Source organism: Halobacterium wangiae (assembly GCF_021249345.1).
Lineage (GTDB): Archaea > Halobacteriota > Halobacteria > Halobacteriales > Halobacteriaceae > Halobacterium > Halobacterium wangiae.
Map to the genome: position 1 here is coordinate 1,211,308 of NZ_CP089588.1, position 20,340 is coordinate 1,231,647.

The 20,340-nt window shown below is 60.2% G+C and carries 18 protein-coding genes; 5 read left to right on the forward strand and 13 right to left on the reverse strand.

All coding sequences use genetic code 11. The annotated features are described in order from the left end of the window. Positions 1 to 580 precede the first annotated feature (580 nt). Positions 581 to 1,615, reverse strand: a complete 1,035-nt coding sequence (locus LT965_RS06720; RefSeq protein WP_232703250.1) for an iron transporter — start codon at positions 1,613 to 1,615, stop codon at positions 581 to 583. 161 nt (positions 1,616 to 1,776) lie between these two features. On the opposite strand from LT965_RS06720, the gene LT965_RS06725 reads away from it, so the two are divergent. Then, entirely contained in the window at positions 1,777 to 2,124 is a 348-nt protein-coding gene (locus LT965_RS06725) for a DUF5783 family protein (protein ID WP_232703251.1), read from the forward strand. A gap of 25 nt (positions 2,125 to 2,149) precedes the next feature. After that, entirely contained in the window at positions 2,150 to 2,500 is a 351-nt protein-coding gene (locus tag LT965_RS06730; RefSeq protein WP_232703252.1) for a NifU family protein, read from the forward strand. A 4-nt stretch (positions 2,501 to 2,504) separates the two neighbouring features. Here the strand turns inward: LT965_RS06730 and LT965_RS06735 are convergent, their stop codons facing one another. After that, a complete protein-coding gene (locus LT965_RS06735; protein WP_232703253.1) occupies positions 2,505 to 2,798 on the reverse strand; it encodes a DUF7130 family rubredoxin-like protein in 294 nt (97 codons plus the stop codon). 187 nt (positions 2,799 to 2,985) lie between these two features. Between LT965_RS06735 and LT965_RS06740 the strand changes: the two genes are divergently transcribed. Further along, positions 2,986 to 4,098: a GNAT family N-acetyltransferase gene (locus tag LT965_RS06740; protein ID WP_232703617.1), complete on the forward strand. Its 1,113-nt coding sequence runs from the start codon at positions 2,986 to 2,988 to the stop codon at positions 4,096 to 4,098. A 303-nt stretch (positions 4,099 to 4,401) separates the two neighbouring features. On the opposite strand, the gene LT965_RS06745 is transcribed toward LT965_RS06740, so the two are convergent. Further along, on the reverse strand, positions 4,402 to 4,680 hold the full coding sequence (locus tag LT965_RS06745; RefSeq protein ID WP_232703254.1) for a DUF7344 domain-containing protein: 279 nt from the start codon (positions 4,678 to 4,680) through the stop codon (positions 4,402 to 4,404). A 168-nt stretch (positions 4,681 to 4,848) separates the two neighbouring features. On the opposite strand from LT965_RS06745, the gene LT965_RS06750 reads away from it, so the two are divergent. Next, positions 4,849 to 5,499: a helix-turn-helix domain-containing protein gene (locus LT965_RS06750; protein ID WP_232703255.1), complete on the forward strand. Its 651-nt coding sequence runs from the start codon at positions 4,849 to 4,851 to the stop codon at positions 5,497 to 5,499. A gap of 120 nt (positions 5,500 to 5,619) precedes the next feature. Here LT965_RS06750 and LT965_RS06755 read toward each other — a convergent pair whose 3' ends face one another. The 3 genes from LT965_RS06755 to LT965_RS06765 are packed head-to-tail and all read right to left on the reverse strand — an operon-like array spanning position 5,620 to position 11,245. Further along, positions 5,620 to 10,614 (reverse strand): DNA polymerase II large subunit, encoded by a 4,995-nt coding sequence (locus LT965_RS06755; RefSeq protein ID WP_232703256.1) that lies wholly within the window; start codon positions 10,612 to 10,614, stop codon positions 5,620 to 5,622. Continuing rightward, positions 10,615 to 11,034 carry a PPC domain-containing DNA-binding protein gene (locus LT965_RS06760; RefSeq protein ID WP_232703257.1) on the reverse strand — a complete coding sequence of 140 codons (420 nt, stop codon included), beginning with the start codon at positions 11,032 to 11,034 and terminating at the stop codon, positions 10,615 to 10,617. 40 nt (positions 11,035 to 11,074) lie between these two features. Next, positions 11,075 to 11,245, reverse strand: a complete 171-nt coding sequence (locus LT965_RS06765) for a DUF7556 family protein (RefSeq protein ID WP_232703258.1) — start codon at positions 11,243 to 11,245, stop codon at positions 11,075 to 11,077. A gap of 146 nt (positions 11,246 to 11,391) precedes the next feature. Here LT965_RS06765 and LT965_RS06770 point away from each other — a divergent pair, with 146 nt between their 5' ends. After that, the gene (locus tag LT965_RS06770; RefSeq protein ID WP_232703259.1) at positions 11,392 to 11,943 is read left to right on the forward strand and encodes a DUF7529 family protein; all 552 of its coding nucleotides are present in this window, start codon (positions 11,392 to 11,394) and stop codon (positions 11,941 to 11,943) included. A gap of 61 nt (positions 11,944 to 12,004) precedes the next feature. On the opposite strand, the gene LT965_RS06775 is transcribed toward LT965_RS06770, so the two are convergent. From LT965_RS06775 to LT965_RS06800, 7 genes are all read right to left on the reverse strand, one after another. Beyond that, complete coding sequence (locus tag LT965_RS06775) at positions 12,005 to 12,193, reverse strand: hypothetical protein (protein ID WP_232703260.1); 189 nt, start codon at positions 12,191 to 12,193, stop codon at positions 12,005 to 12,007. Positions 12,194 to 12,252: 59 nt separating this feature from the next. After that, a complete protein-coding gene (locus LT965_RS16685) occupies positions 12,253 to 12,657 on the reverse strand; it encodes a DUF7555 family protein (RefSeq protein ID WP_432419310.1) in 405 nt (134 codons plus the stop codon). Positions 12,658 to 12,675: 18 nt separating this feature from the next. Then, complete coding sequence (locus LT965_RS06780; RefSeq protein WP_232703261.1) at positions 12,676 to 14,013, reverse strand: ABC transporter ATP-binding protein; 1,338 nt, start codon at positions 14,011 to 14,013, stop codon at positions 12,676 to 12,678. Beyond that, on the reverse strand, positions 14,010 to 15,104 hold the full coding sequence (locus tag LT965_RS06785; protein ID WP_232703262.1) for an ABC transporter ATP-binding protein: 1,095 nt from the start codon (positions 15,102 to 15,104) through the stop codon (positions 14,010 to 14,012). Before LT965_RS06785 ends, LT965_RS06780 begins: the two co-directional genes overlap by 4 nt. Continuing rightward, the gene (locus tag LT965_RS06790) at positions 15,105 to 16,655 is read right to left on the reverse strand and encodes an ABC transporter permease (protein ID WP_232703263.1); all 1,551 of its coding nucleotides are present in this window, start codon (positions 16,653 to 16,655) and stop codon (positions 15,105 to 15,107) included. A 14-nt stretch (positions 16,656 to 16,669) separates the two neighbouring features. Further along, entirely contained in the window at positions 16,670 to 17,761 is a 1,092-nt protein-coding gene (locus tag LT965_RS06795) for an ABC transporter permease (RefSeq protein WP_232703264.1), read from the reverse strand. A gap of 136 nt (positions 17,762 to 17,897) precedes the next feature. Next, a complete protein-coding gene (locus tag LT965_RS06800) occupies positions 17,898 to 19,781 on the reverse strand; it encodes an ABC transporter substrate-binding protein (protein WP_232703265.1) in 1,884 nt (627 codons plus the stop codon). Positions 19,782 to 20,340: the final 559 nt, after the last annotated feature.

Here is a 20,340-nt window from a genome sequence, read left to right on the forward strand (position 1 = left end):
AGCGGCGGAAAGTCTCGTCACGGCGAGGCAACCAGACGTCCCACAGTCGCCGAAGAGAACGGAGGGTAGGAGACCAGCGTTCAGTCGAAATCAGGACTCCGGCCCTGCGAGGGACCCCCGAGCATCTCGAAGACTGTCGATTCGCGAGGCCTGAGAGGAGGGAGACGAGAGACACCGAGGGCAAATTACCGGATAGAGACGGGGAGAGAACCTGCGACCACGTCCAGCGAGGCTAGCTGCAGACCGCTAGAATCCACGAAGGCCGATACCAGCCCTCGAGTGCCAGCCAGGAGGCGACTCCTCGCAACGCAGTCCAGGCGGCGGGCTCCGACGTGGCTGGCCACCAGTTCAACGTCGCCGCGGGCCCAGCGCACGGGACCACCGGTTTACCCCGGACGAGCAACCCCACAGACCGTCGCGATCGCCGTTCTAACCACGCGAAGACCCGAGCTGCGAGGAGTTCTGTGTGTGGAACGAGCCGACCAGTGGCGATTCGATATCGCGATATAGGATTTATGGAGAGATCGTCGCGACCTTTCCGGGAACTGCGCGAAGCGCCACAGAAGAGGGTTTCAACGCCTCAGGCCGTGAATTCGACGGGGCGTGTGCCCATGAACGCGGTCTCGTAGCCCTCGTGGCGAGCGACCTGGGGAGGAGCACCGACGCCAAGCACGAGTTCGTCGCCGGTCTCGACTGACGGCGCGCGAGCGGCGTAGTGGTAGCCCAGCGCCGGATCCAGCGACGGCGCGAGAGTAGCGTCGAACAGCACGTCCTCGCCGCGGCGGAGTGTGGCGAACAGCGTCATGAACGGGAGCGGCGTCGACGACGGGGTGTGCGGCGAGACGGCGAGGTAGGCGTCACCGCCGTCGAAAGCGTCGGAGACCACGGTGACGGCGAACGTGGTGTCACCGACCGCCTGGACGCCGACGCTGTCACCCGGGAGGGCGTCGACGGTTGGCGTGCTCGCGACCGGGACGCCGTCGAGTGGCCGTGGCTCCAGGGACCCCTTCCGTGAAGCGCGTTCCGGTGTATCGAATGCGACGTCCGGGGTGTCGTTCGCGAGCGTCATCGAGAACTGGAACGCCGCTACAGGGTCCAGCCCCTCCAGTTCTCGCGTGTACTGTGTGTCCGACGGCGCGGTCTGGACACGGACGTCGTAGGTACCGGGTCCGCCGAGTTCGACGTTGTCACCGTAGTGGAAGCCGAGTCGCTGGGAGAGCATCGGCCAGCCGGCGGCGTCGTAGAACTGCTCGTCCCCGCGTGAGACCGTGAGCCGGGGTTCGGCGCCGCAGAGCACGCGCCCGGTCTCGTCGTCCCACACCACTGCGAGCAAGTGGACGTCGCCGTCGGCCTCGACCGGGCTCGTGCGTTCGCCCGTGACGGCCCAGAACCGGAGCGGGTGGGTGAGACGGAGCGCACAGCGGAGCCGGCCGGACTCGGCGATCTCGACGACCCGGAGTGCAGCGGCGTGCGTGGGGACGTAGACGCCCTCGGGCCGGCCGTCGGCGGTCGGCGGCGGCGTCGGCGACTGCGACGAGCGACCCGAACAGCCGGCGAACCCAGCGAGGCCCGCCAGAAACGCTCTCCGGCCGATTTCCGGCGATTTCGGGTACACGACCGGCTATCCGAGCGGCAGAAACAAGGCCGTTACGCAACGGCCGATAAATCGTATTTCGCGATATAGAATCGAGTGGGTGGCGACGAACTCAACGAGCCCCTCGCACCCCGAGACCGCTAACCGACGGGCACTTGGCGCGTCCAGTCCAACGTTCGGCAATGAGCGAGTTGACGCCCGAGGAGTTCGAGGAACAGAAGTACGTCGACTACTTCCCGAAGCTCCAGACCGCGTACAAGCGCGCGTTCAACGAGATGAACGAGAACTACGACTCCGACATCGTCCACGGCATCGACCAGACGGTTCTCGCGGAAGCCGAACCCCACTACGAGGGCGACGGCGAGTTCTCCCTCGACCTGCCCGAGGACCCGGCGTCGCAACTCGATGGCGTGCTGGCCAGCGACGAGAAGGTCGAGCGCGTGCTGGAGCTGTACCTCGAGGAGCTCCAGCGACAGCTCCAGAAGATGTTCGGGGTCGGCGAGGCCGCACCGGGCGACGAAAAGGCCTAAGCCCCGCGGGCCCCAACTCCGGTCCATGAGCACCGAGACTCAGGACGGGGACGACCTGGAGGAGCGCGTCAACAACTTCCTCCGCCGGAACTTCCCACAGATCCAGATGCACGGCGGCACCGCGGCCATCCAGAACATCGACCGCGAGGAGGGCGTCGTCGACCTCCAGCTCGGCGGCGCGTGTTCGGGCTGCGGTATCTCCCCGATGACGATCCAGGCGATCAAGTCCCGCATGACCAAGGAGATCCCCGAGATCGACACGGTCCACGCCGACACCGGCATGGGCGGGGACAGCGGGATGAGCCCGTCGTTCCCCGGCGAGGACACCGACAGCGAGGACCGCGAAGAAGACGAAGGCCCCCAGGCCCCGTTCTAGACGGTCAGTCCTCCGTCCAGTAGTAGATCTCTTCCTTCTCGGCGCCGCAGTTCGGGCACTCCTCCGGGAACGAGTCCTGGAGGTCGCCCATCTCGCCACACTGCGAGCAGCGCCACATGAGTTCGGCCTCCCCGAAGTCGTGGCCGGAGCGCTCGTGTTCGATGGAGAGCGCGTCGATTCCCTCACGCGTAGTGACGAAGAAGCCGTCCTCGTCGAATCCGCGAACGGTGCCGAGTTCCTCGCCGTCCTCGGTGTACACTGTCGCGCCGAGTCCGAGACGCGGTGGGTCGTCGCTCATACAGACACGTTCGTCACGATACTGCATAAACCCAGGCGCCGGAACCGACGCCACCACTGTTCTGGGCCGCCCAGCCGCTGGCAGTCCCGCCTGGCGACGACCCGACTGGCACCGGGGTAGCAGGTAAGTCGTTTCTACCCAACGTACGGTGGCCTTACTAATGGCGGGTGGAGCCCAGTGAGTGACTATGGCCCAGGAAGGGGCGGTCGCGGCCGAGGACTACACTATCCGGCTCGCCCAGGCAGGAGACAGAGAACCGTTCCTCTCGCTGTACGAGGACGTCTGGGGGCGCTCGAAGAGCGAGGAGTGGTTCGAGTGGCGGTTCGAACGCAACCCCTACGCCACGGAGGTCGAGATGGTCGTCGCCGAACGGGGGGAGACGCTCGTCGGCGCGGAACCGCTGCTCCCGATGCCGCTGGCCGTCGGCGCCGACCGCATCGTCTCCCGCCAGCCCGTCGACTGGATCGTCCACCCCGACCACCGCCGGCGCGGCGTCTTCACCCGGATGACCGAGCGGCTGCTGTCCACGTTCGAGGACCGCACCACCCTGCTGTTCAACTTCCCGAGCGACGCGCTCCGCCCCGGTCTCGAGAAGTTCGATTGGACGACGGTCTCGGAGGTGACCACGCGGTACCGCATCCACGACGTCGAGCGCATCGCCGCCGGCGAGAAGCACGCGGACTCTACCACCGTCGGTCTGCTCAAGCACTTCGCCGCTCCCGCGCTCAGCATCGGTCTCGGCGCCTCTCGACGGCTCACGACAGCACCCAGCGACGTCACCGTCGAGCGCGTCGACGGCGTGGCGACCGACGCGATCCGCGGCGTCTACACCGAAACCACTCCCGAGGCGATCCACGTCCCCCGGGAGGAGGCCTACCTCGAGTGGCGGTTCGCCAACCCGCTGTGGGAGACCGCGACGTACGTCGCGCGCCGCGGCGGCGACCCCGTCGCGACGGTCGTCGTCGCCACCGAGTCGCTGCCCGACAGCACCACCGCGTACGTGCTCGACACCCAGCCGATGGCCACCAATTCCGAGCGCGCACCGGCGTTCGCGGCCGCGCTCGACGCGGCGCTCGACGACCTCGACACCGACATCGTGAAGGCCCCGACGGACCCCTTCCCGTCCGTGCTGCGGCGACGGGGCTTCCTCCGGGACGACAACGCTCTCCTCTCCCGGTTCTCCACGTTGACGAGCCACGCCGTCAGACCACTCCCCATCGCCAGCGCCATCGAGTTCGACCGCGACGTCCTCGACGACGAGGAGTGGCTGCTGATGCTCGGCGACTGGGACATCGAGTGAGAGCGGTTCGCGGGCGGGTCTCGACCAGAAACCGCTACATGAAGTCCGCGATACCGCTCTGCTTGTTCTTGTCGACAAAGCAACCCTGGCCCTCAATTGCTAAGTACAGAGGATATAATCAGCCCGAGGGTTACCGTCCGAATCGACCACGGACGGTCTACTCGTCCGTTCGGATGATCGTCCCCGAATCGTTGTGTTTGAACTCCACCCCACCACAGTGCGGACACTCGTCTCGCAAGGGAGCGATATCCTCATCCTCCGTTTTCGCCCGGACGAACTCCCCGCAGCCCCGGCACATCACCATCACCGCTCCTGCACCTCCTCGCGCTCCCGCTCGGCGTCACCGTCCAGGTGCTTGCTCAGGAGGGGATGGCCGTAGCACCGGACGGTTTCTGTCCGCGAGTCGTAGTCGAGGAGGCCGAGGTCAGCTAGCTTCGGGAGGGTCCTGTGGTGGAGTCCAAGCGCAGTTCGTTCCCGGTCGTCACAGTGGTCCAGGGAATCGACGAGTTCGTCAATCGAGGCGACGTCGTCCCCCGACGACTGGAAATACTCGAGTACCCATCGGCGGTCTTCGGTTGCCAAGACGGAAAACAGCCGATGCACTCGGGTCCTTCGCTCAGGTGATTCAGGTAGGTGATTCCCCATCATCATCGTCTCGGAGACAGGCAGCGGTGAACCTAACCCCGGAGTTTTCCCGGTGTTTATTAGCTCTGCCCACATTATCACACATAGGAGTGGAGTCATAGACCCGTGATAATCGCCGAGTACACGCTCGATCACCCGTTCCTCAGGGAGACACTCCAACGCGTCCCCGGCATCGAAGTGACGTGGGAGGACTCCTACACTGACCCGGACGGTCAGATGTGGACGATTGCTTGGATCGACTGTGCGGATTTAGACGTGTTGGACTTGGCGATTGCCGATGACCCCACGGTGGCGCGACCCACGGTTTTGACCGAGGCGGGTGGTCGTCGCCTGTATCGCTTTACGCTCGTCGGCGAGGGTGCCGAAGCCAGCATCATGCCGCTGGTAGTTGAAGCCGGGGGTGTTCAATTGGAGATCACCGCTTCCGGCGAGGGGTGGCGAAACCGAACCCGGTTTCCGTCTCGGGAGGCCTTCGAGCAGGTCTATCGGTTCTGTCTTGAACACGAAGTTGACTTTGAGTTTCACCGAATCTACGAGCGGTCAGAGATACTAGATCACGACCTGCCTGCGCTGTCCGATGCCCAGCGGGCAACGCTGACCGAGGCGGTGGACAGCGGCTATCTCGATATTCCCCGCCAATCGTCGCTCGATGAACTCGGTGAACGGCTCGGTATCTCCGAGAGTGCTGCCTCCGAGCGATTCCGAAGAGGGGTGAAAAATCTCACCGAGCAAACCATCTATCCGGACACCGATTGAGAGACGCGGTAGATACGCAGATCTATTTCACAGCTGATTCACGACGACGGTGTTGGAATAATCCCCTGGGCACAGCTAACGAGGGACGGTGGAAAGATTAGAGAAGGATGGAGGTCGTAATCACATGAAATCCCCAATGGTCGATGGCCTATTCTTGTCGTTCTCGAAGACGGACTCCAGTTTCCGGTCGAGGAGCGCGAGACGCTGTTTCGTGTACTCCCTGCAGTCGTAGTCCTCGGCGACCTGGATGGCGGTGTCCATGTACTTGTTCACGGAGCCCTCGTGGACCGTGAGGTTCACGCGCCCGCCACACTCCCGGCAGTCCCCGGTGAGCGGCATCCGGCGGTACTTCTCCCCGCAGTCTAGACAGCGCGTCTCCTGGCGACTGAACGCCCGGAGGTTGCCGATGAGGTCGGGCAGGAAGTGGTACTCGATGACGCGCTCGGCGACGTCCGTCTCGTCGACGGCGCGGAGCTTCCGTGCGAGCTCCAGCTGGGCGTCCATCTTGTCCATCATCGAGCCGAGAGTCTTGTACGCCGATAGCTCCGGCCCGAGGTGGATGGTCGTCGTGTCGTGGGTGTGGCCGAACCCGGTGTACTCGTGGTCGGTACCCAGCGTCGACTCCGCGATCTGGACGAGGTCCTCGACGTCCTCGGGGTCCGCGAGTTCGCGGGTCGCCTCGAAGAACTCCTTCGGGTACTCCGTCGCGATGTCGATGTTGTGGGCCTCGTCGTCGATCTCGCTGGGGTCGATGCGCGAGGACATCACCAGCGGCGCGTCCATCTGGCCCCCGCGTTTGTCCGGCAGGAACGACTTCGAGAAGTTCAGCAGGCCGTCCAGCAGGAGCATCACGCAGTCCTCGTCTCCGTCGCACTGGCCCGCGTAGACGTCGTTCGCCACGAGTGTATGTGTCTCTTCGACGGTCACGCAGTACGTGTGCTCGACGTCTGATTCGACTATCTCGACTGACTGAACCTCGTCCAGCCAGACGTCGCCACCATCACCGAAGAGGCGCTGGGGCCGGGTGTCGATGCGGTCGAGGGCGCTGACGAGCGTCTCTGCCTTGCGGTCGAGGTGGAACCCGATTCGGTCTGCGAACCGGACTGCGTTCTCGGAGGTGATTTTCAGTATCCACGTCTCGAAGGATGGGGCGTCGCCGTCGTAGAACTCGGCGACCGCGCCCGTTTCCGGTGTGCGTTCTTCCCGGTAGACCTTGGTAGCGATGCCGAACCGTTTGAACGCAGACACGAGGTCCGACTGGAGCGTATCGCTCACGGTGTGAGCGCGAATTTCGACACGGTCACTGGACGTGCTTCCGTCACCGGAGAGGTAGGCAGCGAGGAACGTCCGGAGCACGGGCTTCGGACCCGCCAGGACGCAGTCCGGGATTCGTTTCGTCTCTGCTCGGCTGCCAGCATCGAGGACGTCAGCGAAAAGCGTCGCGACGAGTCGGCTCGAGACTGTGAGTTTCCACTCGTTCTCCTCGAACGCCTCGACGTTCAGTTCCCGTTCGAAGGACTCGGTGAGCTGTTCGCGTACATCTTCGTCGGGGATGCAGATTGTCGTCTGGTAGAACGACCCTGCTTCTCGGCGCGTGAACCCCTCCGCTGCGTAGTAGCCGAGCAGTGTCCCGACCGTTTCGTCGACTTCGAAGTGGCGGGATACGGCGGCCGTGTCGCGACGAATCCCGAGCGTGACGTCGTCTGGAACCCTGCGAACTACGACGTCGCGATCGAAGAGGTCTACCAATACGCTCGCCGGGATGCTGTCCCGGGACACCCAGTTGTACACGGTCGACTGACTCAGGTCGAGGCGGTCTGCAGCGCCTTTCAAGTATCCCCCGGCATCAGTCGCTTCGTCGAGCAGGGCCTTGAGACCCGGTTCGCCGATACCGCGAACCATGAGGTCCTCGTTCGGTATCGCTTCGGCCTCGAGGAACTCGGCAAGGAGGTCGAACGTCTGCGTCTCTCCCTCGGCCGGAATCTGCTTCGGCGCGGGAAGCGAATCGCCGGCAGACAGTTCCGTCGCGTCGACTCGTTCCAAACCGTCGCCAGTCCACCGCCGCATCGAGTGGTCCGGCGTCACTTTGAGTTCTTGGCCGCTACTCGTTTCGACGCGGACGAGGTGGTCTGGCGCGGGGTGCTTCGAGACTGCCTCGACTGGCTGGAGCGTATCTTCGCCGTTCTCGTCGACAGACGGAACGAACACGCTTTCATCCAGTTCCTGCACGAGCGTCCCGAAGTTGTCCTCGTCGGCCGTCTCGGGGTCGAGACGTTCCTCGACCAGTGTCTCGATGGCGTCGTTGTGCCATTCGCCGGCCTCGTCCTCGTACCAGACCTTCGTTTCGGGGTGGAAGCAGTTCCGACGTTTGGAGGCGTGGAAGTACGGGTGTGCGTAACCGACGGCCGCCGAGGTGAACCCGACGACGCGGCCGACGACGGCGGCAGAGGTGTGGGGCGCCATCCCGAAGACGAGTTCGCCGACGAGGTCGTCGCGTTCCTCGAACTCGTAGAAGGCGTTAAGGCCGTAGTACTGGGTCAGGAGGTCGTCGACGAAGTCCGCGGTCTTCAGCATGTGTTCGGCGGCGCCGTCCGAGAGGACGACGTCCTGCACGCGGAGTTCGACCAGCTGGTCGTCGTGTTCGAGCGGGTCGCCGTGGATGTCGACGTCGTAGCCGAGGTCCCGGAAGTGTTCGACGGTGACGTCGAGTTCGCTCGGGCGCACGGCGGTGACCGGGAGGTCGGTCATGTCGTAGCGGACGGTGCCGTCCTTGAACGCGGAGACGTCGTGTTTCGCGCGGAGGACGCCCTTCTCCATCGGTTCGGGGACCTTCTCCGAGGACATCAACCCCTGGACGCCTTTCAGCACGTCGAAGGCGTTCTCGCGCTCGCCGACGTTCTGGAGGGCGCTGCGGTACTCGTCCTGGATATCGACGGTCTGGGTCTCGACGTTGTCGACGTCGCGCTCGCAGCGCGGGCACTCGACGCGGCCGGACTCGTCGGGTTCGGCGACGGCGCCGCAGTCCCGGCACTCGTAGTGGGGGTCGGTCCAGGTGCCGCAGTCCGAGCAGCGCGCCTCGTAGGTGTGGTCGTCGCAGTCCGGGCAGACGCGCTCGCCGAGTCGGACGTCGACCTCGCCGGGCGTGTCGCTCATGTCGGGGGCGTGGCGGGCGGCCTCACCGACGTCGCGCTGGGGGCCGCCGGCTTCGCCGATGGGGAACAGCGTGTGGACCGCCGGCGAGAGGTCGCGGGACTCGGACTTCTCGGGTCGGCCCATCCGGTTGCCGATGCGGGTCGGGGCGCGTTCGCGGACCTCGAAGGGAGCGACCTCGTTGACCGCCTTCATGGCGTTCGGCCACTCGCGGGCCTCGTCACTGAGGTCGTCCCACTCGCGGTCAAGGTCCTCGGTAACTCCGAGCGTCCGCGCGAGCGGCACCCAGTCCGCGACGTGAACCTCCTCGTCGCCCTGGTGGTGTTCGACGATGAGCGCTTCCAGGGTCTCGCGGGCTGCCTCGGTGTTCCGGAGGACGAGGTCGTCGCCTTCGACGCGGCCGTCGGCGAGGGCGGCCGCGAGGTCCTCGAACTGCTCGACCGTGACGTCGTGCCAGAGGTAGTTGTACGCGGGGTGCAGGGGCGCGTCGTACTCGATCGCCCACTCGATGGCCTGGTCGGCGTCCGGGGCTTCGAGGTCGACGTACGGTGAGTCCCGGAGCGCCTGGACGTCCGCGCCTGCGGCCTCGAACTCCTGTATCCACCACTCGGGCGCGTAGGAGGCGGGTGCGAGTTCGTGGTTGTTTTCGACGAACTCGCCGTAGTTCACGAGGTACTCGCCGACGTCGAGGATCTCCACGACGCCGTTGCGCACCTCCAGGGCCTCGTCGATGTCGTCGATGCGACGCACGTCGCCGTTCGCGAGTTTCACCGTCGGGCCCTCGATGGAGTCGACGGGGACGACGCCCGCCGCCTTCCCCGGGAGTTCCGTCTTGATCTGGGTGCCCGTCGCGAGGAAGTCGTCGAGGAGGTGCATCGTCGCCGGGTGGACGCCCGCCGTCGCGTTGCCGTGATTGCGGGCGCGGCCGTAGCGGAGGCGGAACCCGCCTTCCTTGGAGGGGTGGCCGAAGACGGGGCGACCGGCGATGAGGTCCCGGAGGAACTTCTCGGAGCCGTCGACCCGGGGTGGGCCGGCGGGGTCGTCGTCGGCGTCCGTTTCGGCGTCGTCGCTCGCGGCGGTCTGCTCGGCATCGTCCGTCTCGTCGTCCTCGCTGGCGTCGTCTTCGCCGATGGTGCCGTCGATGAGGTCCTGGAGCCACGGCCAATCGACCTCGTCGAGGTTCCGGGTGTAGCGCTGGATCTTCGGGGCCTTCAGCGCGATTCCCTCCGCGAGCACGAGACACATCCCGCCGCGGGCGGAGTTCGTCTCGATGCGTTCGAGGTCGCGGAAGCCGTCGACCTCCTCGTTGCCGGTCGCCTCGCCGTCGAGCATCACGGGGCAGTTCCGGGCGATGAACTTCGTCTCCTTGGCCTTCGGCGAGTACTGGAGGCCGGTCTCGGAGTCGTACAGCGAGATCTCCTCGGCGTAGCGCTCGACCTCGTCGTCTCGCGGTTTGAACTCGTCGATGTCCAGGAGGGAGCGTGCGTAGTCCGCGACTAGCACGGACAGCGCCTGGGCGGTCCCGCCGGCCGAGCGGATCGGGCCGGCGTAGTAGACGGCGACGTACTCCGTGCCGTCGTCGTTGGTGTTCACTTCGACGCGGTCGATGCCCTCGATGGGGGCGGCGACCACGCCCTCGGTAAGGAGGGCGACGGCCGTCCGGACCGCGCCCTCGACCTTCCCGGCGTTCGTCTCGTAGTCGCCGACGGTGCCCTCGACGAAGTCCTCGACGAGTTCGAGGGCGGCCTCCTCCCTGCTCATCTGGCCCTCGAGTTCGCGGACCCGGTCGGCGACGCCGTCGATGCCGAGGATGTTCTCGACGCGGTCGGCCATGTCCTTCGCGACCGGGATCTCCACCTCGGGTTTCGGGTCCTCCCCGCGCTCTTTGGCGCGCTCGGCGACGTCGAACGCCTCGTCGAGGCGGGACTCCAGTGACTCGAAGTAGGCTTCGTCTTCTGGCCGCATCTACAGCCAGAGGTCGAGGTCGGTCGCGTCGTCGTGTTCGCGCACCAGCTCGGTGTCGAACTCGCGGACGTACACCTCGCCGGCGAAGACGGTGGCGCGGTCGAGGTGGCCGGCCAGTGCCTGCCCCGAGCGTCTGGACAGTGTTGCGTGCGTGTGCGCGAACGGTTGCCCGTCTAACTCCGAGAGGTTGCCGACGCAGGCGGCGACTTCGAGGGGTTCGTCGAAGCGCGCTGCCTTGTACTCGAAGTCGTCCTGGTCGTAGTACCAGAGTTCGGCGTCCTGGACGGCACCCATACCGAAGAACCACGCGGCCGCCAGGTCCTCCTCGGCGGCCAGCGACTCGAGTTCCTCGCGCCAGTCGGCACCGTGGTCGAGACGAGCGACGAACTCTCGGCCGCCGGCGACTTCGCGGACGTTCATGGGAGCGTCAACGACGCGGGTGAGCAAAAGTCCTGCCGTCTCAGCGCCACGCCGCGAGCGGTGTCGCTGCGGCGGCCGTCATCGATACCCAGGCCTCGTCCTGGGAGATATCCGCGATGACGAGTCGGGAGTGTGGGCCCTCGTCGTCCAGTGAGGCCATCACGTCGGTCCCGGGAGCGTCGGACGTCGACTGAGCGGCGTCGGTCGGCATGACATATGGTACAACGCCACACCCGTTACTTAAGCGCATCGGACTGACACACGCAAACAGGTAATAGACATATAGTGAGGAATATCCCGCGGGATTGCACAGTTGGCCGTGGCAAGGCATTTGACCATGGCCGAGTATGCCTTGATATGGTTAACCAGACGCCAGGCGGAGGCAGGCCCTCCGAGGCTGATCGGCTAGCGCAGACAAGTGAATCCGTGAAAAGTAGCTGGGAGCGGACAGTACATGATATGAAAGCAATGGCTGCTGATCGCGAGGAGAAGGGGTTCTCGACATTTACAGCGGCTGCAGGAGATACAGCGCCCGTATCACCGCAGATGGGTGAATCGGACGAGTTCGGCCTAACGTTCATTATTTCGGGTAGCGAAGTTCCTGACTTTGAGGATAGTTACATAGGAAACGATTTTACTGAAACAGGAGTTTACCAGTCCAATCTAGAGGGGCACGTATACATTGTGACGGAGTATATCGATATGGAGGCCAAGGAAATTATATTCCTCGCAGGCGCCTATCAGATGCGGAACGCGCCTGGTCTCGTTCGAGCAGCAATCGATCGTGGAGAGATGTACAGTCGAGTTAAGACGATTGACCACACCGAGGTTGGGACATTCAAACACGATGACGTCTCAGCATTCTTCCCGAACCCCGACGAGTTCTACGCATACGAATTTCGTCGATAGCGGGCCCCCTGCACTATTATAGATTAACGAGAGGTGGGATGACCAATTGGCTTAGTTCATCTCACCAATTGACGAGCAGGTAGATGCCGGAGATACCTAGAAGGAGGTACAGGAGTGTTCCAAGGATACTGTCTGCTTGTATGGATTGAAATACGCTCCCTACTGCCACGTAAACAACGAACAGCCCCACTAGCTTCCGAGAAATCCATTTGAGTGTGGCGAACCGGGGAAGTATTGTTTGCGTGGACATGCTTTATGCAATCCTGACCGAGGACATAAAGCTATACGAATTCGAGGCAACTTCTCAGACTAAACAGTACTGACAGCAATCCCCAGTCTGAATTCTAAGAACGCAGAGACCCCTAAAACCACTAAACTAGTTACGAGGATTTTCCAACTTCGACCAACTCGATCAGCGAATCGCAGTGGGGTGGTGTTTAGTGGAGGCAGACTCTGTAGCCAGGATTCAAAACGAGTCTGTGAGCTCCCCTCAAGGGACATTGATTTGCTCTTATGGGGGGCTGCTGGTGCGGGGCGGACACCAATTGTACCGACCCCAAAGAGCAGTACTCCAATTACAAACAATACCACCTTTACTGTCACTAGAGTACCGCCAGTTGCCAGTGCAATGGCGCCAGCTACCGCAATGACGCTCAAAGATGCACCGAGAACCCAATACAAGAATTCGACTAGCTGAAGCGTTCGCTGGTTCATTTCGTTGATGAAAGCCTGTTAATCACCCGACCGGCGGTTAATTATCGTTTCAACGTCTTTGTATTCGCTCTGGTGGCGATGACAGTAGCTCAGACGGCCAGAATCACTGACTTTGTACAGATCTGGCTTTTCAGTGTCACAGACACCTCCAAACTCTTCCTTCAGTTCCTCACGGGCCTTTTCAGGATACCCAGCCTTAATGTGCTCAATTGCTACTTCGACCGATTCTTTAACCTCCGATGGAGGTTCGATGTTTTCGAAGATATCGTCTGCGGCTTCTTCAATATCGTCGTATTTTGAGAAGATGCCTAGCTGTCGTTTCACTTGATTCTGAATTCCAAGGGAGATACGGGTTCGCTCGCGAACGACCTCACGGAATTGTTCGATTGCATCCCATGTGTCGTTATTGAGATCCTTGTGTTCTTCAGGCCTAATTTTCGCTGGACAGCGCGTACTAAACTGGCAGCCTTCCGGTGGATCACGTGGGCTAGGTGGAGTGCCTGGTAGCGTGATTCGCGTTCGGTCGCTCGTCGGGTCTGGACGGGGAATTGCCGACAGCAGTGAGTTGGTATATGGGTTCTGAGCGTCCGTATAGAGTTCCTCAGTATCTCCAATCTCCATGATTTTCCCAAGATACATCACAGCCACGCGGTCACAGATGTGGCGGACGACCGAGAGGTCGTGGGCAATAAATAGATACGTGAGATTGAACTCGTCTTGGAGGTCTCCTAATAGGTTGAGGATTTTCGCTTGGACTGATGCGTCAAGAGCGCTAACCGGTTCGTCCAGGACGAGGAAATCCGGTTCAAGGGCTAGTGCTCGTGCTATCCCGATTCTCTGACGCTGTCCGCCAGAGAATTGGTGGGGGTATCGATAGTAGTGATCTTCCTGTAGCCCAACGGAAGACAGTAAATCTCGGACTTTTTCGCGACGCTCAGCGGGCGATTTCCAGCTGTGTGCATCAAGCGGCTCTCGGATGATTTCCCCGATTGTCATCCGATCGTTGAGACTGGATTCGGGGTCCTGAAAGACAATTTGTGCGTTCTTCCGCCACTCCTTGAGTGCTTTTCCACTCAATTCGGTGATATCCCGCCCAGAGAATGAGATGCTACCCTCTGTGGCGGTCTCAAGTTGGATAAGTGTCCGGCCGAGCGTCGTCTTACCAGACCCAGATTCACCGACGAGGCCGAGGGTCTCGCCCTTGTTAATGTTGAAGCTCACGCCATCAACTGCTTTAACAGGGGGACCGCTGAATCGGCCACCTTCACCGTAGTACTTTTTCAGGCCCTCCACTTCGACAAGAGTTCGACGACCCTGCGCCATGGTTGACTTCATCTGCTCAGTATTTTTGCTCATTTGTCTGCACCTCCCTCTGTCTGGTCATTTTCCTGACTTCGCGAGACGTGGTACTTCACTGCCTCGTCCTGAGTGCGGTCGTCCGGGTACAGCAGACAGGCCGCAGTATGGTCCTTATCCTCAGAAACGGGGACGTGGATAGGGTGGACTTCAGTACAATCCTCGAACGCTTTTGGACATCGTGGCGCGAACCGGCAGTTGGAAGCTGGCTGATTAGGAGTGGGAACGTCACCTTCGATAGTGTTCAGCCGCTCTTGTTCCGCGTGCGTTCCAGGAATAGCATTCAGAAGGCCTTCTGTGTAGGGGTGTTTTGGATTCTTGAACAGTTCCTTGACCGGCGCTTTCTCGAGGAACTCACCGGCGTACATAACGTTCACCCGGTCACTGATTTCCGCTATCACACCCATATCGTGGGTGATAAAGAGAATCGCGAGATCTCGCTCCTCTTGGAGGTCTTGGAGGAGTTCAATGATTTGTGCTTGAATAGTCACGTCAAGCGCCGTTGTCGGCTCGTCACAGATGAGGAGTTCAGGGTCACACGCAAGCATCATTGCGATGACTGCTCGCTGGCGCATCCCGCCAGAGAATTCGTGAGGGTACTCCCCAAGCCGACGTACTGGGTCAGGAATTGCGACGTCCTCAAGCAACTCAACCGCTTTGTTCGTGGCTTCTTGACCAGTGATGCCACGATTAATTTTGAGGGCCTCCTTGATTTGATTCCCGACGGTGTAAACCGGGTTTAGTGACTTCAGTGGGTCCTGAAAGACCATCCCGATGCCGCTTCCGCGGATTTGCTGATACTCCGAATTGGTGTACTCTGTGAGTTCCTCCCCGTTAAATTTGATCGATGATCCTGGGAGAATCTCCCCTGGAGAATCTATTAGGCCCATGATAGAGCGGGCGGTGACACTCTTCCCTGAACCGGATTCACCGACGATCCCGAGGGTCTCTCCGGTGTGAATGTCGAAGCTGATGCCATCCACAGCGTGGATTTGTTCGCGGTCTGTTCGGAAGACAGTCTGAAGATTGCGTACGGACAGTACTGCCTCTTTTCCGGTGTGATCGTTATGTTCGTCGATCATTGAGCTCATTTAGGCACCACCTCCTGCTGCCGCGGCTTCTTCTTCGGAACCACCCTCACTTTCGGGATCGATTGCGTCACGAATCCCGTCACCCAACGCATTTGCGCCCGTGACGAGGATGACAATCATGATTCCCGGAATAAGGGAGATATGCCAGGATTGAGTCGACACGTAGGGCTGTCCGAGCGAAATAGCACGACCCCAAGCAGGCGTCGGGGGGCTGATTCCAAGCCCGTTACCTAGGAATGACAGCGAGGCCATCGCAATGACGATTCCGCCAACGGACATGGACGCATAGATCAGTAAATACCCGAGGACGTAGGGGAACATGTGCTTTCGCATCGTTGTGGTCGGCCGTTGGCCGAAGCTTTTTGCAGCGTCAACCCACTCCTCTTGGGCTACCTGCAGCGCTGGCCCGCGGAGAGACCGCCACAGGAACGGCCAAGTCGTGAGGCCGAATATCAGAGCTAGTAGCAGCCCGCCATTAAGAACACTTGCAAGCCAGTGGTTCTGGAAGACGACACTAACGAGGATTAACAATAGCAGTTGCGGGATTGATACCACACCATCGGCTATGGTCAGCACAGAGAGGTCCACAATGCCAGTGTAATACGACGATACGAGGGCAAGTAAAGCCGCGATAAGACTGGCTAGTCCAATTGAGATGCCAGCAACCATTAGTGTGATTTGGGCCCCACCCATCATGTAGGTGAACAAGTCACGACCATTTGTAAGCGTACCAAACGGATGGAAGCGATCGTACTCGTCGTAGGACATGACACCCACGTTTTGATCACCTGCACCCTTCGATTTCGAATTGAAGTTGGCCTGTCCAGAAGTAATCGTTTCAACTTGTCCAGTTTCCTCTGAGTAGTACTGGAACTCATGCCCGTATGACGAGGTGATATTCTGACTAACCGTTGAAGGAGCCATCGTCGTTCCGAACAGAGACATCGTCAAGAATAGCACCAAAACAACCACACCAAACTTCCCCCAGCTGTGGTTCCGGAGGCGGTTAACCATGTCATCCTTGGGAGTCCAGTCAGCTTTTCGATAGTGTCGCCGGAACGTGAGCCAGCCCCTGTACAACCAATAGAAGCTGAATAGTGAGTAAACGAGTACTAGAGACAATCGAAGTGCCCATGCGATAGCAGGGGAGAGACCCATAAACGGCCCTATCCAGGACCCATCAGGAGTCTTATACCCCTGGTTGGGGATTACGTCTCGGCTGAGGAGCGTCGGCATTTCGTGGGCCGAGGCACGAAGCCCCTCGATGAACCCACTGAGAGCAAGTTGGACGTCTACAACCATCCCTGCGAGGGCGGGAGAAAACACGCCAAGAACGACATCAAAGAACGCCGTAACACCCATGACGGTCGCGTCGAGGATAGTGAGAACTCCACCAAGGAAGGCACCGAGTTCAACAAGGAGGAGCACTGCTGCTACTATACCCCAGCGGACAGCGGGTTCTGGGTTGTTTGCTAGTCGGGACCACAGGCCACTGGAACCACTGGTTGTGGTTCCAGGCGCATCATCCGGTTGAGTGACGTTTGCACACATTGTTGAATAGTAGTTTACTCGGAGTTGTCTGAGAGCGCAATTCGAGGGTCAATATACGTGTACAGGAGGTCCTGTGTCGTATTGAACAGGATTTGGATGACGATGAAGATGAACGTCAAGGACATCAAGACCGGGATGTCTGCAGCGAATGCAGCCCGGAGGAACAGGTTCCCAAGTCCGTTGATGCTGAAGACGCTCTCAACGAGAACGGAGCCGCCTATCAGAAGATAGAATTCCCCCATAATAACGGGGAGGAGGGGAATAACCGCGTTCCGTCCAACGTGTTTCGTGATTATCTTGCGCGTAGATACGCCTTTGGCTTTTGCAGTATCAATGTACTCCGAATTCAGACTCTCTAAGACAGCTGTTCGCCCGATACGAACCTCATTCCCCATGGATGCGGATCCGAGGACGAGGGCAGCTGGAAGAATCCATTTTAGCGCGGCGGCCATTGGCATTAAGTTCGGAATTGGAATCCAGAAGAATTCGAGAATTGGGATTCCAGTGAACGGCGTGATTCCCGAGAAAAGGTGGCCGAGGGCATCAGAAGTCCCAATAACGTCTGTCTTGATGAGGAAGTCCCGATAACCAGAGAGAAGCCCGCCAGCGGAGAGGGTGCCGGCAAGCATAACTGCGAGCCAGAAGTTCGGCATCGCTCGCCAAACAATACCGCCGAAGGATGCCGTGTAATCACCCCACGAGTTGGAATTTAACCCGGCGTAGAGGCCGATAGGGACTCCGAGTCCTAGTGCAATTACAACCGACCAGAAGCCGAGCCAGAGGGTGGCGGGTAATCGACCGATGATCAGGTCCATTACAGGCTGATTGCGAGCAACCCCCCAGGAGTCCCCGAAGTTGAACGTGAGCATGTCGACGAGGAAATTCTTGTACTGAACCCAGAGGGGGATTGGGTTGCCATTCGGGTATCGCAATCCAAGAGCGATTTCGAGCTGGCGGGCGGCTGTCGGATTAGCGTCTCGGCCAAGGATGGCGAGTACAGGATCGATTGGCCCCAGGTACAGTACGAGGAACGTGACAGTAAGGCCAAAGAGGAGGACCGGGACACCAAGGATCAGTCGCTTGGCGATGTATACTAGTCGATTCATGTGTTATCACCGGGGAGTGCAGTTTCGAAGGGGTGCCTGATTATGCAACATGGATGGGTTAGGGCAATTGTGGGTATGCCTGTTGGAATGAAGTATGAGTGCAAAAATGATTCGGTTCAGCTACCGGGCAGCGCCGTTAGCCCTGGTAATGCTGGTCGTAGCTTTCCTGTCCGCCTGGGAAGACCTGCGACGGCTGGAGGTGGTATGCACCAGCGCCGCGCCCCTTGAAGACGTCCGAGACGAACTGCTCGCGGTTGACAACGTGTGCCATCGCTTGCCGAACAGCCTGCGGGACCTTCTGCAGGTTGAATCCGACGTAGAACGTGTTAATAGTTGGAACCCCAGAGTAATTGACCGTCTTGTCGTTCTCCAGAGGGCCGTAACTCCCAACCTGACGGCCTCCCTCAAGGGTTTCCTCAACGGAGACAAGATTTGGATCGTACTGGGAGGTCGGAATCCCAGAAATGTCCGCGTTCTCGTTAAGGAAGTAGTTGTACGATGCCGTTGGGTCAGTGATGATTGCACTGTCCGTACCGTCGAAGGACGCCACGTCGCCGTGGTAGTCCTCGAAGGTGTCTGCAGAGAACTCTCCACCGTTGCCGGACTCCCAATTCACGAACTCGAATGGGCCAGTCCCAATGGGGTTCGAGGACGAGAACTCCTCGTATGCCATTTCTCCGTCGTAGCCCTCGATGTCCCCAACAATGCCCTCGGGGACAACCGAGAAGGCGCTGTAGGCAAGCACGGACAGACCGTACGGGAAGGGGCTCTCGAGCGTGATGCGGAAGGTGTAGTCATCAACTGCCTCGACACCGGTTGCACGCGTGATGTTTCCGTCGTCGTCCGTCTCGTGTTCGATTCCCAGCACCTTCACTGGGAAGTACTGGTTCGTGGAGTTCGTCGACTCCATCAGACGCCGGAACGAGTAGACGACGTCGTCCGCCGTCATCTCGCCATAATCATCGTGGAACTGAACGCCCTCCTTCAGCGTGAAGGTGTACTCGGTGAAGTCATCATTGATGTTGTAGTCCTGAATCAGCAGGTTCTCGACTTCGGCCGTTCCGTTCCGGTAGTTCGTCGGGGCATCGAACATGTTCATGATCTTTGCCCCGCTAGCAGTGTTCCCCGACGCAACCGGGTCTAGGGAGTTGAACGTAGCAGACGAACCACTCAGGCGGTTCTTCCCCTCAATGGCCGACACTGCATTGTTGGACTTCTGGCGGGAGCTCCCCATACCGCCGAACGGATTGTAATCGACGTGGTCGTACCAGAAGACCTCGTCGAACCGGTGGTAGATCGGGATGAGAGCAGCGGATTCCCAGAGACCCTCCTCCATATTGACAGCTGCTTCACTGCGGGCCTGGACTGCCTCATCAGACTGCCCCGGATTGTCCAAGATCTGCTGGTACTGCTCGTTCATGAACTGCCGGACTTCGGGGGAAGCGTTTGCGTCCTCCGACCAGAAGAGGCGGGCCCCGTTGGCGCCGCTTTCCCCATAGAGGGTGTTGTCGGGCGAAATCAGCTGCAGGAAGTTCCGAGGCTGAGGGTAGTCAGCAATCCACCCGAGCGTGTAGGCCTGGTGGTCTCCCTTCTCAGTGGTGTTGAGAAGTGCCCCGAAGTCCGCCTGGCTGATGTTCATGTCGATGTGGGCCTGTTCTAGACGGGCACGGATCGTGTTCGCCATCTCCTCCCAGGCTGGACTCTGGTACTGGAGCCAGTCTAGCTCGAACCGGTTGTTTGGGCCATAACCGGCTTCTTCCATGACCTGACGAGCCTGTTCAACCTGGGTCTCGTTGACCCCGTATGGGTATCCCTCGAAGTTGGGAGTGTAGCCCTCGTTATTATCACCGCTCGTGGTAGTGCCTGTCGAACTGTCAGTAGTAGTCGTTTCGTCAGTGTTATCGTTGCCTTCATCGTCGTCGCCAGAGGTACATCCGGCAACCGTCGCAGTTAGGGCGGCGGCACCGGTCGCTTTGAGGAACCTTCGGCGGCTCGTATCTGTCTTGCCTTTGCGTGGCATACTCCCCTTTTCTCAAGTCATTATACTTAATCCCTTCGGCAATGATTGACACTCAACCCCTTGTTTTGGGTATTTAGTGTGTTCGCCATATCTGTCTGGAGCAGTGGTTTAGCGCGTGACGTGCCCGTTCAAAGATTTTGTGCAAGCCCTTTATGTGTCAGAGATCTCTAACTATTCAGTACCATGTGGATAAAGGGTGCAGTCAGTGGACTAGTTTCGCGGTTCTAATTTTTGGGGTGCCCTACCGATGGCGACGCGTACCACACACTTCCCGCATCTCATTACCGGACACTCGAGGATTGCCTCGGACTTTGCTTGCTCGATGAACCGACGACAGTCTATGTCTCCAACTGGTTAAGACAGGAGTAGTGGTATTGGCGAAAGCCCAATATCAAAGAACGCTGGGACCGAGGCGACCTGCATGATGTACTGTACCTAGTCTACGTAGAACATAACCCTCTTCCCAGAACCTTTGTTCGTTCGCAGACGTCGCAGATGGGCAACTGCATCACCAGCGCGAAACTAGATTTCGCATTTCACTCTCCCTGCGTGTATATCT

Excerpts from the sequence above, each read along its gene's own strand:
- LT965_RS06725 (WP_232703251.1), top strand. The coding sequence starts at position 1,777 with ATGAGCGAGTTGACGCCCGAGGAGTTCGAGGAACAGAAGTACGTCGAC.
- LT965_RS06730 (WP_232703252.1), top strand. The coding sequence starts at position 2,150 with ATGAGCACCGAGACTCAGGACGGGGACGACCTGGAGGAGCGCGTCAAC.
- LT965_RS06735 (WP_232703253.1), bottom strand. The coding sequence starts at position 2,798 with ATGAGCGACGACCCACCGCGTCTCGGACTCGGCGCGACAGTGTACACC.
- LT965_RS06740 (WP_232703617.1), top strand. The coding sequence starts at position 2,986 with ATGGCCCAGGAAGGGGCGGTCGCGGCCGAGGACTACACTATCCGGCTC.
- LT965_RS06755 (WP_232703256.1), bottom strand. The coding sequence starts at position 10,614 with ATGCGGCCAGAAGACGAAGCCTACTTCGAGTCACTGGAGTCCCGCCTC.
- LT965_RS06760 (WP_232703257.1), bottom strand. The coding sequence starts at position 11,034 with ATGAACGTCCGCGAAGTCGCCGGCGGCCGAGAGTTCGTCGCTCGTCTC.
- LT965_RS06765 (WP_232703258.1), bottom strand. The coding sequence starts at position 11,245 with ATGCCGACCGACGCCGCTCAGTCGACGTCCGACGCTCCCGGGACCGAC.
- LT965_RS06770 (WP_232703259.1), top strand. The coding sequence starts at position 11,392 with ATGGTTAACCAGACGCCAGGCGGAGGCAGGCCCTCCGAGGCTGATCGG.
- LT965_RS06775 (WP_232703260.1), bottom strand. The coding sequence starts at position 12,193 with ATGTCCACGCAAACAATACTTCCCCGGTTCGCCACACTCAAATGGATT.
- LT965_RS16685 (WP_432419310.1), bottom strand. The coding sequence starts at position 12,657 with ATGAACCAGCGAACGCTTCAGCTAGTCGAATTCTTGTATTGGGTTCTC.
- LT965_RS06780 (WP_232703261.1), bottom strand. The coding sequence starts at position 14,013 with ATGAGCAAAAATACTGAGCAGATGAAGTCAACCATGGCGCAGGGTCGT.
- LT965_RS06785 (WP_232703262.1), bottom strand. The coding sequence starts at position 15,104 with ATGAGCTCAATGATCGACGAACATAACGATCACACCGGAAAAGAGGCA.
- LT965_RS06790 (WP_232703263.1), bottom strand. The coding sequence starts at position 16,655 with ATGTGTGCAAACGTCACTCAACCGGATGATGCGCCTGGAACCACAACC.
- LT965_RS06795 (WP_232703264.1), bottom strand. The coding sequence starts at position 17,761 with ATGAATCGACTAGTATACATCGCCAAGCGACTGATCCTTGGTGTCCCG.
- LT965_RS06800 (WP_232703265.1), bottom strand. The coding sequence starts at position 19,781 with ATGCCACGCAAAGGCAAGACAGATACGAGCCGCCGAAGGTTCCTCAAA.